We start from the raw sequence: 13,516 nt of genomic DNA, 5'->3' as shown, positions 1-13,516 counted from the left end.
TCATGCCGCCATTGGCCATGTCATTGCTCCAGCGTGTATGCCAGGCCGGTCTGGTGGCCTGGGTAGTGGGCACCCTGACCTTTGTTCTGACACGTACCCTGCCCGGGGACATGGCATACCGGATTGCCGCCGGCCGGTATGGTCATGAGCAGGTGACTGCCGCCGCCGCAGAGGCTGTTCGAGCCGAGCTGGCACTTGAAGGATCCGCCGTACAGGCTTATCTGCAGTGGTTCGGTGATCTGGCCCGCGGGGATCTTGGCCGCTCGCTGGTCAGTGGCCAGCCGGTTGCCGGTGAACTGCAGCACCTGCTGGGACATTCAGCGCAGCTTGCCGGAGTCGCCATCGTAATGGCACTGCTGATTGGCGTGCCCTTCGGGCTGGCCAGCGGCCTGTCACGCCACCGGCTGCTCGACCGTCTGGGGCTGGCTCTGGCGGTGGCGATGCGTTCACTGCCGCCCTTTGTGATCGGCCTGGGGCTGATCATGCTGTTTTCCATCACACTTGGCTGGCTGCCCGCGGCCGGATCCGGTCACCTGACGCATCTGTGGCTGCCGGCCATGGCTCTGGCCCTCGGGCTGGCAGCGGTATCAAGCCGGGTAACCCACCACGCCATGGCCCGCGTCGCCGCCTCCCCCTTTTACGCCTTTGCCCGACAAAAGGGCCTAAGTGCCCGACAGGCGCTGTACCGGCACGGGCTACGCAATGTCAGCGTGCCGGTCGTGGCCTATCTGGGCGTACAGTTGATTTACCTGATGGAGGGCGTGGTCGTCATCGAATCGCTGTTTGCTTGGCCCGGTATCGGCCATGCACTGGTACACGCCGTGGTTGCCCGCGACGTGCCGATGATTCAGGGCACGGCGCTGGTACTGGGGCTGGGCTTCGTCCTGCTCAACGCGCTGGTCGACCTGGCCTGCCGCGGCCTTGATCCCCTGAGACAGACATCATGACGACCACCGCCACACATCATCGTATTCCGCTGCTTCGGCTGCGCGTTCCCCTGCCACGCGCACGCATGGCAGGCGCATTGCTGCTGGCGCTACTGATCGCCTTTGGATGGCTGGTGCCGCTATGGCATGACGTCTCGCCGCATCACCAGGATCTGATGCACACACTGACGCCCCCCGGGGCGGAGCACCTGCTGGGAACCGACCCGCTGGGACGCAGCATGCTGGGACGGCTGACCGAGGCGGTGCGACTGTCGCTGGGGCTGGCCCTGTTGAGTGTCGCCAGTGCTGCCGTACCAGGCGTTGTATTCGGCGTTATCGCCGGATGGCGTCCGGGGCTTGTCGACCGCTCCCTGGGGCTGGTCGCTGACGTGGTACTGGCCCTGCCCGGCCTGCTGCTTGTGCTGCTGCTGGCCGCCATTGCCCCCGGCACGTTCTGGTCACTGTACGTCGGCATTGCACTGGTACTGTGGGTGGAATACTTCCGTGTGGTACGCACGGCCACCCGCACCCTGATCAGCGCCCCTCAGGTACAGTGCGCCAGAATGCTGGGCTTTGGTCCCGGCTATATCTTCAGGCGTCACCTCTGGCCGGAACTGGCACCCGAGGTGACCACGCTGGCGGCCTTCGGAGCCTCCACCGCCGTCCTCGCCGTCTCCTCGCTCGGGTTTGTCAGCATCGGCCTGCGCCCCCCGACCGCGGAGCTCGGCCTCATGATGACCGAACTGTTCCCGTTCTATCAGGAAGCGCCCTGGCTGCTGGCCCAGCCGGTCATCATGCTCTTTCTGATGGTGCTGAGCTTTCAATTACTGGCTGGAAGAGAACCGCAATGACCCCATTAATGGAGGTTCGAAACCTGTGCGTGGAGACCACGCAGCCCCCGATACACACCCTGCTCCACCCGGTCTCGTTTACGCTGCATGCCGGACGTCCACTGACCCTGCTGGGCGAAACCGGCTCGGGTAAGAGCCTGCTGGCCCAGGCCGTCATGGGAACCCTTCCGCCCGGTCTGCGCGCCAGGGGCGATGTCATGGTCGAGGGCCGCAACTTTCTGGCCCTCCCCGCGCGAGCACGAGCAAAGTGGTGGGGGCGCCATTTCGCGCTGCTGCCCCAGGAACCCTGGCACGCACTGGATCCCACCATGCGAATCGGAGCACAGATCGAAGAAGGCCACCGCCTGGTCGCCGGGCGGTCAAGGTCGGCGGCACAGCATGCGACGGATCAGTCCCTGATGCGGCTGGGGCTGGCAGACTGTCGCCGGCATCTGCCCCAGGCCCTGTCCGGTGGCATGGCACAGCGTGCGGCATTTGCTGCGGCCCGCACCACCGAAGCGCCCATCGTGATTGCCGATGAGCCCACCAAGGGATTGGACAGTACCCGCCGGGACGAGGTGGTCACGCTGCTCAGGGAAGCCCTGAACGAGCGCAGCAGCCTGCTCGCCATTACCCACGACATCGATGTTGCCCGTCAGCTGGGGGGGGACATCATGGTCGTACGCGACGGTATATGCCTTGAACAGGGCGAGGCCCGTACGGTGCTTGATGCCCCCAGAAGCGAATATGCCAAACGGCTGATTGCTGCTGACCCCAGACACTGGCCGGCACCTGCATCACCTGCCCCTGCATCCGCTCAACCGGTCATCGAAGGCCGGACGCTGCGCATGAAACGAGGGAACAGGGTGCTTTTTTCCAACCTGTCCCTCACCCTGTCCCCGGGTGAAATTGTCGGGCTGACCGGGCCAAGTGGCTGTGGAAAAAGCACGCTGGGGGATATTCTGCTGGGCATCATCACACCGGATGAGGGCCACGTGCACCGGGCACGGGGCCACGCTCCCCTGCGCTTTCAAAAGCTCTACCAGGACCCGCCCGCGGCCTTTGCCCCCCACTGGACGCTGCACACCCTGCTGGAGGACCTGTGCGCCAGGCATCGCCTCGACCGGGGGCGCATTCCTCTGCTGATGACCCGTCTGGGGCTGCACGCCCGGCTGCTGCAGCGTCAGCCGGGCCAGCTTTCCGGTGGCGAGCTTCAGCGGTTTTCGATCCTGCGTGCGTTATTGCTGGAGCCGGTATTTCTGTTCGCCGATGAGCCCACCTCACGGCTGGACCCGATCACTCAGCAGGACACCCTGGCCCTGCTGACCGATGTAGCGCGAGAACACGACTGCGCCGTTTTACTGGTCAGTCATGATCCCGCGTTGATTACGGCAAGCTGTGACCGCCAGGTGGTGCTGAGTGGCTGATGCACCCTGCACTTCAGAGTACGGCCCCGATACTCAGGCCCGGCGCGCCAGTGTCCGTCGGGGTGGACGCACCAGCGCCACTCCGACGGCCGCAACAGCCATGCCCACCCAGGCCAGGGATGGCATGGGCTCATCGATCATCCACCAGGCCATCAGCGCGGCCACCGGGGGCACAAGGTAAAACAGCGACGACACCCGCGCGGCTTCCCCACGCCGCACCATCATCAGCAACAGCGACACGGCAACCAATGAACTGCCCAGTACCAGATAGGCCAGCGCCCCGAGCGACACGGCATTGGCCTCAAACTCGAGATGGCCAAAGGCCAGAGCCAGCGGCAATGCGGTAATCAGGCCTACCCCGTACTGGATGGTATTGGACACCACCGGGTGCTGAGCCACGCCAAACCGCTTTTCATAAAGGGTTGCACCGCTCATGCCGGCCAGCGCGCCAACCGCACACAGGATGGCCCACAGGCTGCTTGATGACAGATCATTTTTGGACCAGATAACGATCACGGCTCCTGCCAGCCCCAGTACCAGACCACACCAGGAGCGTGCGCCCTGGTGCTCACCCACCAGCCACGGCGAGGCAACCGCCACCACCACCGGCTGCAGACATACCACCAGTGCGACGGTACCGGCAGAAGCTCCCAGCCCGAACGCGGTATAGCACAGCCCGAAATAGACCGTCTGGATCAGCACCCCGACCACCGCCTGATGCCCCCATTGGGCCCGCGTTGTCGGCCAGGCCGGTGACATGAACAGCAACAGCGGCAGCAGTACCGCCAGCACCAGCGCATAACGCAACACCAGAAGCAGCATCGGGTCGACATAGGCAATGGCCAGCTTCGACACCGGAAAGGCCAGTGACCACAACACCAGAAACAGGCCGGGAGCCAGCAACAGCAATAGCCCGGAGGCTTCGCCACCACGGGGTGAAGACATTCGATACTCCTTTCAGGGGCGATCCAGGATCATGTTCCGTCAGTGCGGTCACGCCTGTCCGAGGTGGCTCAGCCGCGCCGGTTCGACCACTTCGATCCAGTACCCGTCAGGGTCCTTGACGAAGGCAACGTCCTTCATTCTGCCGTCATTCGGACGCTTGACGAAGTCCACCGAATTGGCATCAAACCAGGCCACGGCACGATCCAGGTCAGGCACCGACATGCAAAGATGGCCAAATCCCTGCGGGGCATCGTTGCCGTTGTGGTAGTGAAGCTCCGGGTCGTTTTCGCTGCCCCAGTTGTGAGTCAGTTCCAGCAGACCGGTCTGCGAGAACGTCCAGGTTGTGCGTGCCGCAGCGTCATCGGGAACCTGGCTGTCTTCTGCCAGATGGCCCAGAAAGTACAGCGTGAACTGCAGTTCGGGAAAATCGAGCTGGCGCAGCAGACGCATGCCAAACACCGTGGAATAAAAGGCCAGCGACGTTTCAGGGTGCTTGACCCGCAGCATGGAATGATTGAGGCGGAACCCTTCAGTGGCAGAAGGGGCCTGCGCGGCAACGCCAGGCGCCATTTCGGTAAAGGACATCGTTACTCTCCTGGTAAGGGCCACGCCGGACGGGCCGGCGCAGCGGATCACATCGGGTTAAAAGGACAGCTCAAACTGCTGAACCCGCTCGGCACGTTCAACCGCCTGCATGATGCGTGGATGCATCAGCGTGGCCACGGCTTCAAACACCGGCACCACCACGGAATTGCCAAACTGCCGATATGCCTGGGTATCAGAAACCGGAATGACAAAATCACCTTCACCGGGCCGGTCAAAGCCCATCAGCCGGGCACATTCCCGGGGTGTCAGTCGGCGCGGCCGGTGTGCCTGATTGTGCACGCTGTAAAAATCATCCTGTGGATCAAAGCCCCGGTCGACCAGAATCTCCGAGCCATCCTTGTGGTAGCGCGCCGACAGGGTGCGTGCGGTATCGGTCGGGCCGGTCAGCCCAAAGCCGAATCCATTGCCCTTCTCGCGATGCTTGCGCGCGTACTCGAACAGGTATTCCCACAGTTTGGGGCTCAGGATATAGCGCTCATCCACGGGGTTATCCAGCATGTCGCCGAACGTGGGCCGCTGCGCCGGGTACAGGTGTTCAAGCGCGCGCAGGGTAAAGCCCTCATGCACGTCCAGATCACGGCGAAAGCCTACCAGCACGATGCGCTCACGGTGCTGCGGCACAAAGTGGCGGGCATCAACCACCTTCGGATCCCGCCCTCCGGGAGCCTCGACATCAGCCACCTCATACCCCAGTTCATCCAGCGCGTCGCAGATCACGCGAAAGGTCTTGCCCCGGTCATGACTCTTGAGGTTCTTGACGTTCTCCAGCAAAAAGGCCGCCGGGCGCTTGGCCGCCAGAATCCGGGCCACATCGAAAAAGAGGGTTCCCTGGGCATCACATTCGAACCCGTGCTTGCGCCCCATCGAGTTTTTCTTCGAGACACCGGCCAGCGAAAACGGCTGACAGGGAAACCCTGCCAGCAGAACGTCATGGTCCGGCACCTGGGCATCGATATGGCGATAGGCAGAGGCTTCATCCACATCAGGACGATGGCTCAGGGTCAGGTCGCGGATGTCTTCATTGAAGATGTGACGCGCCGGATCGCAGTAATAGTTGGCGCGGTAGGTACGTCCCGAGTACTTGTTCCACTCGGAGGTCATGACGCACTCGCCACCCAGTGCATCAAAGCCGCGGCGCAGGCCACCGATACCGGCAAACAGGTCAATGAAGCGAAAGGCCGGAGGCGCCTGCCGGACAGGGGGTGGGGGCAGCAGTGAACACATGGCCCGGTGGGCGGCCAGCGTCAGCCGTGGTGCGCCTTTCCCCTTGACCCAGCGATTGATGGTCTCGCGGCACCAGTTACCGGGTTCGGCGTCACTGAGCACCCGAGCCAATTGACCCTGGCCATGAATGGCCAGCACGCGTTCGAGCAGCTCGCGCTCGTCAAGGTCATCGTAAGGGGAAGCTGATGCGGCGTACCGGGAGGTCATGGCATATCTCGCTGGGTAAATTCTGTGACCAAAGACCACATGATATCCCCACCAGGAACACCATGCGACCGGAACCTGGCCTCAGTGACACTGTGCGCCGAGCCAGCCTTCTACCATGGCATGCCAGCTGGCCCGCGCCCTGACCGGATCGGCCTCCTCGCCCATATGGACCATGGCCTTCATGGCATTGACTACGACCACGGCGGTCACCTCGATCTCGTCATCGCTCAATTCGGGCGCGCGGGCCCGCAGGGCACGAGCCGTACCGGTTCTGAGGCTGCGCCTGAGCGTCTTCCGGCAGTCCGGTGGAACGGTATGCGCCTCCAGCAGCGTCATTGCACAGCGCCGTTCGACTTCAAGTGACATCAACACATTGAGCAAAAGGCTGGTGAACTCGCCAAGCGTTACCTCGGTGGCACTGTCACAAATGGCGTCCAGCCGGGCCGATAGATGAGCGTCATAGCGGGCCAGCAGGGCCTGCGCCAGAGCAGTCTTGGTCGGGAAAAACTGATAAAGCGAGCCGATCGGGGCGCTGGCCGTGGCGGCGATTTCGGTCATGGTCGCAGCATCAAATCCCTTGTCGGCAAAGGTAGTAACCGCCGCATTCAACAGATCCTCGACACGTCGTCGCCCACGGGAGCGTTTGGGTGCCCGGGCGGTCGCGCTGGTTGCATTTGACTTTTGTGAGGGCATCTTCATAAAATGTTTTTGTGAGGTTATCCTCATGTATATCACGCCCACCTGATACCGTCGACCACCAGCAAGGACCGGCACATGATGACCCTTGATCCCGCAACGACTGCGCTTATTCTGATTGACCTGCAGCATGGCATCGTCAATCTGCCACTGGCTCCCCGCAGTGGTGCCGAGGTGGTCGAGGCCTCACGACCGGTCGCAGATCGCTTTCGTGAGGCTGGTGCCTGCATAACCTGGGTACGCGTAGGCTGGAACGAGACGTTTTCCAATGCCCCGAGCAATAATGTCGATACACCGGCCGAGCGCCCCCAGGGCGGCTTGCCTGACGACTGGTCCACACTGATGGAGGGCCTTGAACAGCCCGGCGACCTCACGATCCTCAAGCATCAATGGGGAGCCTTTCACGGCACGGCCCTGGATACCGAGCTTCGTCGGCGCGGCATCAAAACGCTGGTGTTCGGGGGCATTGCCACCAACATGGGCGTTGAATCAAGTGTCCGTGCCGCCTGGGAGCACGGTTACGACGTTGTGGTACTGGATGATCTGACCACCACCTTCTCGGAGGACATGCAGGCGTTTGCCATTCAGACGATCCTGCCCAGGCTGGCGCGCATTACGTCCACCGATCAGCTTTGCCTTGAGCACTAGGCCGTGAGCGCCCTCCTTCACCTGCGTCTGGCTTCCCTGCCGGTCCCCCTTCAGTGGGTCCTGCTCGTGGTGCTGTCCGGCATCATTGCCTGGGGGCTTGAACTGGTGAAGCTGCCGGCGGCCCTGCTGCTGGGACCGATGGTCATGGGCATCGTCTTCAGCCTGCGTGGCAGCACGCTGGGGATCGGACGGCCGTTCTTCTTCGCCGCCCAGACCATCATCGGCTGCATGATTGGTTCCAGCATGAACATTGATGTGCTGGATACCTTTGCAACTCAGTGGTGGCTGTTTCTGCTGGTGACCCTGCTGGTCATCGGCACTACCAGCCTTCTGGGCTGGTTCATGGCCAAATGGCAGGTACTGCCTGGTACCACGGCGATATGGGGAACCTCCGCGGGGGGAGCGTCGGTCATGATGCTGCTGGCCGAGTCTCAGGGCGCCGACATGCGTCTTGTCGCCTTCATGCAGTACCTGCGGGTTTTGTTTGTCGCCGTAACGGCCTCGATCATTGCGCGATTTCTGCTGCCGGCACAGGCACCCGATGCGGAAGCCTCGATTGACTGGTTTCCAGCACTGGACGCCGTGGATTTCACCCAGACGCTGCTGATTGCCGCGATAGCCGGTTACATCGGGCTCAAGCTGAAACTGCCGGCCGGCCAGCTGCTGCTGCCGATGATTGTCACATCGGCCCTGTCGATGGGCGGCACGGTGACGCTGCAGTTGCCGGAATGGCTGCTGGCCATCAGCTATGCGCTGGTGGGCTGGCGCATCGGGCTGGGCTTTACCTCGACCATCTTTCGCCATGCCCTGCGGGCGCTGCCACAGATCATGGCCTCCATTGTGGTGCTGGTCGGGCTGTGCGGGCTGATTGCGGTACTGCTGGTCGTGCTGCTCGATATCGATCCATTGACCGCCTACATGGCGACAAGCCCGGGCGGGCTGGACTCCATTGCCATCATTGCCGCCTCCAGTAACGTGGATATCGGCTTTATCATGACCTTTCAAACCGTGCGTTTTGCGATGGTACTGATGATCGGTCCGATACTGGCCAGGGCACTGGCCAAACGGCTAGCGGCCCGTACCGGCTGATCACCGCCGGGTGCGACACCAGGGCGCGGCCTGCACACACGTACGAAAACACCGGGTTTGTATACTGAAGGCATCCCTCGCCGACAGGATCCGCGCCCATGATGCACCTCATTGCTGCCTATCTCCCACTGGTGGTGCTTATAGGCCTGATGGGCAAAAAAAACAGCATGGCGTCCAGCCGCGCTCTGCCCCTGTGTGCCGTCATGGCCTGGTGGCTGTCACTGACCGTATTTGACCAGAACCTGCGTGAGCTGAACGCGACCGTCGCAAGCGGGATGCTGCTTGCCCTGACACCGCTGTCTATCATTGCCGGTGCCATCTTCCTGTTTCGGACCATGGACGTCACCGGTGCGCTGGACACCATTCGCACCTGGCTCAACCAGATCAGCCATAATCCGATAGCGCAGCTGATGATCGTGGGATGGGCCTTTGCCTTTCTGGTGGAGGGTGCCAGCGGCTTTGGCACGCCAGCAGCCATCGCGGCCCCGGTGCTCTACAGCCTGGGCTTTCCCGCACTGAGAGTAGCCGTCTTCTGCCTGATCATGAATACGATTCCGGTCACCTTCGGCGCGGTGGGCACGCCGATCTGGTTCGGCTTTTCCGTTCTTGAGCTCACCCCGCAGGCCCTGCATGCCATTGCCTGGAAAGCGGCACTGGTCAACACGCTGGCTGCTCCGTTCATTGTGATTGCCGGACTGGCGCTGGTGCTGGAAGAGCGCCGCGCCATTCTGTCCAACCTGGTGTTTATCCTGCTGTCCACCTTCGCCTGCACTCTGCCTTACCTGCTGTTAAGCACCATAAGCGTTGAATTCCCCGCACTGGCGGGCGGGGCCATCGGGCTGTTCATCACGCTGATGCTGGCACGGCGCGGCATTGGGCTGGCTCGGGAACACAATCGGCCATCCCCTACTGGCGCCATCGCACCACGAACACTCATCAAGGCGACCTTTCCCCTGTGGGGCACGGTACTGGTACTGATCCTGACCCGTATCCATCAGCTGGGGCTGAAGCAACTGCTACAGCGTGATCATCCGGCGCTGCATGTCAGCCTGGGGCCGCTGGGAGATCTGCACCTCAGTGCGGCGCTGGTAGTCAGCCTCGATGATATCTTCCTGACCGATGTGGCCTGGCAGCACAGTCTTCTGTACGTACCATCGCTGGTGCCGTTCATACTGATTGCCCTGTTGACCCTGATCTGGTTCCGATCCAGCGCCACACGGCAGGTCGCACGCCAGACGTTCGACAGCCTCCGCGCCCCGTTTCCGGCCCTGCTGGGGGCTCTGGTATTCGTCAATGTGATGATGCTCGGTGGAGAAGCCTCACCGGTAGCGCGCATAGGTCACCATCTGGCGGGGCTCAGCGGACAGAACTGGCCATTGCTGGCCCCCATACTGGGAGCACTGGGCTCCTTCTTTTCCGGGTCGGCAACCATTTCCAACCTGACGTTTGCCGCCATCCAATCGTCCATTGCCACACAGTCCGGTCTGGACCCCACCTCGATCCTGGCCCTTCAAGGGGTCGGGGCGGCCATGGGCAACATGGTCTGCATCAATAACATCGTGGCCGTCACATCCATTCTGGCGCTGAAACACCAGGATGGCGTGATATTAAGGAAAACCGCTCTGGTACTGATACTTTACGCCACAATTGCCGGACTGGCCGGGGCGTTACTGCTGCCGCACGTGTAGGCCAGGCAGCATTTCTGCCGGTACATCCCGCCCTTTTTAGCTTGACGTCAAGATAAATAACTAATTAACTTGACGTGAAGATAAATAACCAGGACAAGACCATGCCCAGTACACGCCTTCGCGATTCAGGAACCACTGCTTCTGCATCATCCCCCCGGAAACGGCTCCCTGCACTGGGCTATCTGCTTGCCGGGGGCATGCTGCTGGGACTGTCAACGAACATGGCCAAACTTGCCGGTGAGATGGCGGTATCGCCGCTGGCCTTTCTATTCTGGTCGCTGGGAGGTGCAACACTGCTGCTGATCGCGCTGGCTGCCCTCCGCGGCTGCCTGCCGCCGATCAACGCCCACACGGTTGAGTACTATGTAGTATCGGCCCTGCTGTTCTTCTCTGCCATTGCGCACCTTGGCGCGGGATTCGTGGCCCTGATGATCACCCTGCCACCACTACTGACCTACGCCGGTGCCCTGCTGTTGAAGATGGAGCGCTTCCAGGTGCTGCGCGCCGCCGGCGTGCTTTCTGCGCTGGCCGGGGCGATGACACTTGCCATGCACAAGGTGGCCGGGCCGGAGGCTGAGATGCACTGGATTCTACTGGCACTGCTGGGTCCGGTACTGCTTGCCATGGGCAATCTATACCGCACGCTGCGTTGGCCGGTGGGCGTGTCCGGAGAGGCGTTGGCGCCCGGCATGCTGATCGCTGCCGTCGTTCTGCTGCTGGGCGTGGGCTGGCTGCCCGGCTTCTCGCTTGGCGTACCCATTGCCCGGCCCGAGGTGATGCTGCTGATCCTGCTTCAATCCATTATCTTTGCGGGCCAGTTCCTGCTGCTTTTTCTACTCCAGAAAGCCGGCGGCCCGGTTCTTTTGAGTCTGCTCGGCTCGGCAGGTGCCCTGTTCAGCGTACCGGTAGCTGTCCTTCTTCAGGGGGAGCGCGCACCAGAGGGACTGCTGCTCGGAGCCCTGCTGATCGGGGGCGGTATCGCCCTGCTCAATTCATGCAGGGTCACCTCCCGCCCCCGGACGCCCCCTCGGGCCAATCACACCCGCGGCAGCTAAGGCCCGTCTTCACTCGCCTTATTCGGCAGGCGTCATGCCCCGCAGGCGCTCGTTACGCCGCCTGATCAGCTCAAGCGTTGCCAGCAACAGCACTGATACGGCCACCAGTAGCGTTGCCACGGCCAGAATGGTCGGGCTGATCTGCTCCCGAATGCCGGACCACATCTGAATCGGAATGGTCCGTTGCTCCGGTCCGGCAATGAACAACACGACCACGACCTCATCAAAGGAGGTGATAAAGGCAAAGAGCGCCCCTGAAATCACCCCGGGGGCGACCAGCGGCAATACCACCTTGAAGAAGGCGCGCGTCGGGCTGGCACCGAGGCTGTTGGCGGCACGGGTCAGGGTATTATCGAATCCTGACAGGGTAGCCGTTACCGTGATGACGACAAACGGAATCCCCAGCACCGTATGAGCAAGAATGACGCCGGCAAACGTCTGACTCAGCTGCATTTTCGAGAAGAAAAAGAACATTGCCGCGGCCGAAATGATCAAAGGCACGATCATCGGCGAGATCAGCACCGCCATGAAGACGCCCTTGAATGGCATGTGCCGACTTGAGAGCCCGAGGGCAGCAAAGGTGCCCAGCACCGTGGCCAGCACCGTTGAACAGACGCCGATGATCAGGCTGTTTTTGATCGCGGACAGCCAGGCCTCGGAGGTGAAGAACTCGTGATACCAGCGCAGGGAAAAGGCATCGGGCTGCAGGTTCAGCATGCCGGGCGTAAAGGTAAAGTACGGCTCGGCATTGAACGACAAGGGAATGATGACCAACAGCGGACCGACCAGAAACAGAAAGATCAGCGCACAGATACCACGGAAGCACCAGGCCCACAGGCGCTCACCGCGTGTCGCACAGGATGGAATCGCCATGGCGCGTTACCCCAGTTTGACCTTGTCCACACCGATCAACCGGTTGTAGACGAGATAGCAGATGATAACCACGAACAGCAGAATCGAGGCAATGGCAGCGGCCAGCCCCCAGTTGAGCGAGGTCTGCATGTGATAGGCAATCAGGTTCGTAATGAAGCGGCCGCTTTCGCCGCCGACCAGTGCCGGCGTGATGTAGTATCCGATCGACAGGATGAACACCAGAATCGAACCGGCCCCGATCCCGGCCACCGTCTGCGGGAAATAGACGCGTCTGAAGGCGGTTACCGGCCCGGCCCCGAGCGACCTGGCTGCACGCATGTAACCGACAGGAATCGTCTTCATGACCGAGTAAAGCGGCAGGATCATGAAGGGCAGCAGGATATGAGTCATTGCCACGATCGTACCGGTCTTGTTGTAGATCATCTGAAGCCGTTCATCGTTACCGATGACATGAAGGCTGACCAGGATATCGTTGAGTACTCCCTGCTGCTGCAAAATGGCAATCCAGGTGGTGGTACGCACCAGCAGTGACGTCCAGAACGGCAGCAGCACCAGAATCATCAACAGGTTGCCCTTGCCCGCCGGCAGGGTAGCCAGCAGGTAGGCCACCGGATAGGCCAGCACCAGGCACAGCGCCGTGATCAGCATGCTCATCCACAGGGTACGAACGAACAGCTTCACATGCAGCTGCAGATAGCCGGGCTTCTCGACAATATCGCCGTTGGGGGCGTACTGCATGTCGATCGCCGACAGGTAATACGATAGCGTCCAGGGGCGGGCCTCGCGCTGTATCATCCGCCACAGGTCATGCTCGCCCCAATCCCTGTCCAGCGAAATCATTGCCGCCTTCCAGGGAGGGCCCTCGAGACGCCCCAGCTTTCTGGCCGATCCCATCAGGGTGGAGCGCATGCCGGAGTACTGATAATTGAGCCTGGAAGCTACTCGCCCGATCGAGCGATCGGCATAACCGGTTTCAAGGTCCTTGTACAGCGCGGCATATACCGGCTCACCCGGCAGCTCCTGCCCGTCCCAGTCGGCGATGGCGCGTGAGGTAAGCGGCAATCCCTGACTGACCTCGGGGTTATCGATACTGCGCCACAGCATGCTGCCGATCGGCAGGATAAAGGCCACTATCAAAAAGGCAACCAGCGGCAGCACCAGCATCAGGGCACGAAGTCGGTGGCGACGCACGGCATGTTCAAGGCTCGCCTTGAGGGGGCGACCATCCGCGGTCGTCAGCCCCTCCGGCGTATCGGAAGGTAGTGTCATGAGAGTCTCCTCGATCCGGCGGTCAGCCCCGTC

The 13,516-nt window shown here is 61.8% G+C and carries 13 protein-coding genes; 7 read left to right on the top strand and 6 right to left on the bottom strand.

The genetic code is table 11. The annotated features are described in order from the left end of the window. The first annotated feature begins 2 nt into the window (after positions 1-2). The 3 genes from NAT21_RS11080 to NAT21_RS11070 are packed head-to-tail and all read left to right on the top strand — an operon-like array spanning position 3 to position 3,183. On the top strand, positions 3-947 hold the full coding sequence (locus NAT21_RS11080) for an ABC transporter permease (protein WP_250938413.1): 945 nt from the start codon (positions 3-5) through the stop codon (positions 945-947). Continuing rightward, on the top strand, positions 944-1,777 hold the full coding sequence (locus NAT21_RS11075; RefSeq protein WP_250938411.1) for an ABC transporter permease: 834 nt from the start codon (positions 944-946) through the stop codon (positions 1,775-1,777). The genes NAT21_RS11080 and NAT21_RS11075 overlap by 4 nt, the downstream gene beginning before the upstream one ends. Then, on the top strand, positions 1,774-3,183 hold the full coding sequence (locus NAT21_RS11070) for an ABC transporter ATP-binding protein (RefSeq protein WP_250938407.1): 1,410 nt from the start codon (positions 1,774-1,776) through the stop codon (positions 3,181-3,183). The genes NAT21_RS11075 and NAT21_RS11070 overlap by 4 nt, the downstream gene beginning before the upstream one ends. A gap of 33 nt (positions 3,184-3,216) precedes the next feature. On the opposite strand, the gene NAT21_RS11065 is transcribed toward NAT21_RS11070, so the two are convergent. The 4 genes from NAT21_RS11065 to NAT21_RS11050 form a co-directional block, all read right to left on the bottom strand. Continuing rightward, positions 3,217-4,128: a DMT family transporter gene (locus tag NAT21_RS11065; protein ID WP_250938405.1), complete on the bottom strand. Its 912-nt coding sequence runs from the start codon at positions 4,126-4,128 to the stop codon at positions 3,217-3,219. Between the two features lie 48 nt (positions 4,129-4,176). Then, positions 4,177-4,713 (bottom strand): lactoylglutathione lyase, encoded by a 537-nt coding sequence (gene gloA / locus NAT21_RS11060; RefSeq protein WP_250938402.1) that lies wholly within the window; start codon positions 4,711-4,713, stop codon positions 4,177-4,179. A gap of 57 nt (positions 4,714-4,770) precedes the next feature. After that, positions 4,771-6,165, bottom strand: coding sequence for a DNA (cytosine-5-)-methyltransferase (dcm, locus tag NAT21_RS11055; protein WP_250938400.1), 1,395 nt, complete (start codon positions 6,163-6,165; stop codon positions 4,771-4,773). Positions 6,166-6,246: 81 nt separating this feature from the next. After that, entirely contained in the window at positions 6,247-6,858 is a 612-nt protein-coding gene (locus NAT21_RS11050) for a TetR/AcrR family transcriptional regulator (protein WP_250938398.1), read from the bottom strand. Between the two features lie 81 nt (positions 6,859-6,939). Here NAT21_RS11050 and NAT21_RS11045 point away from each other — a divergent pair, with 81 nt between their 5' ends. The 4 genes from NAT21_RS11045 (at position 6,940) to NAT21_RS11030 (ending at position 11,341) form a co-directional block, all read left to right on the top strand. Beyond that, the gene (locus NAT21_RS11045; protein WP_250938397.1) at positions 6,940-7,509 is read left to right on the top strand and encodes a hydrolase; all 570 of its coding nucleotides are present in this window, start codon (positions 6,940-6,942) and stop codon (positions 7,507-7,509) included. A gap of 3 nt (positions 7,510-7,512) precedes the next feature. After that, the gene (locus NAT21_RS11040; RefSeq protein ID WP_250938395.1) at positions 7,513-8,598 is read left to right on the top strand and encodes an AbrB family transcriptional regulator; all 1,086 of its coding nucleotides are present in this window, start codon (positions 7,513-7,515) and stop codon (positions 8,596-8,598) included. Positions 8,599-8,696: 98 nt separating this feature from the next. Then, the gene (locus NAT21_RS11035; RefSeq protein ID WP_250938393.1) at positions 8,697-10,286 is read left to right on the top strand and encodes an L-lactate permease; all 1,590 of its coding nucleotides are present in this window, start codon (positions 8,697-8,699) and stop codon (positions 10,284-10,286) included. A gap of 101 nt (positions 10,287-10,387) precedes the next feature. Next, positions 10,388-11,341, top strand: a complete 954-nt coding sequence (locus NAT21_RS11030; RefSeq protein ID WP_250938390.1) for an EamA/RhaT family transporter — start codon at positions 10,388-10,390, stop codon at positions 11,339-11,341. Between the two features lie 18 nt (positions 11,342-11,359). Here the strand turns inward: NAT21_RS11030 and NAT21_RS11025 are convergent, their stop codons facing one another. Together NAT21_RS11025 and NAT21_RS11020 are read right to left on the bottom strand one after the other, a co-directional pair. Next, a complete protein-coding gene (locus NAT21_RS11025) occupies positions 11,360-12,214 on the bottom strand; it encodes an ABC transporter permease (RefSeq protein WP_250938388.1) in 855 nt (284 codons plus the stop codon). Positions 12,215-12,220: 6 nt separating this feature from the next. After that, entirely contained in the window at positions 12,221-13,483 is a 1,263-nt protein-coding gene (locus tag NAT21_RS11020) for an ABC transporter permease (RefSeq protein WP_250938386.1), read from the bottom strand. Positions 13,484-13,516 lie beyond the last annotated feature (33 nt).

Origin of the sequence: Larsenimonas rhizosphaerae (genome assembly GCF_023700005.1) — a bacterium.
Taxonomy (GTDB): Bacteria; Pseudomonadota; Gammaproteobacteria; order Pseudomonadales; family Halomonadaceae; genus Larsenimonas; species Larsenimonas rhizosphaerae.
Note: the sequence above shows the minus strand (reverse complement) of the source record. Positions and strands in the feature narration are given on the sequence as shown.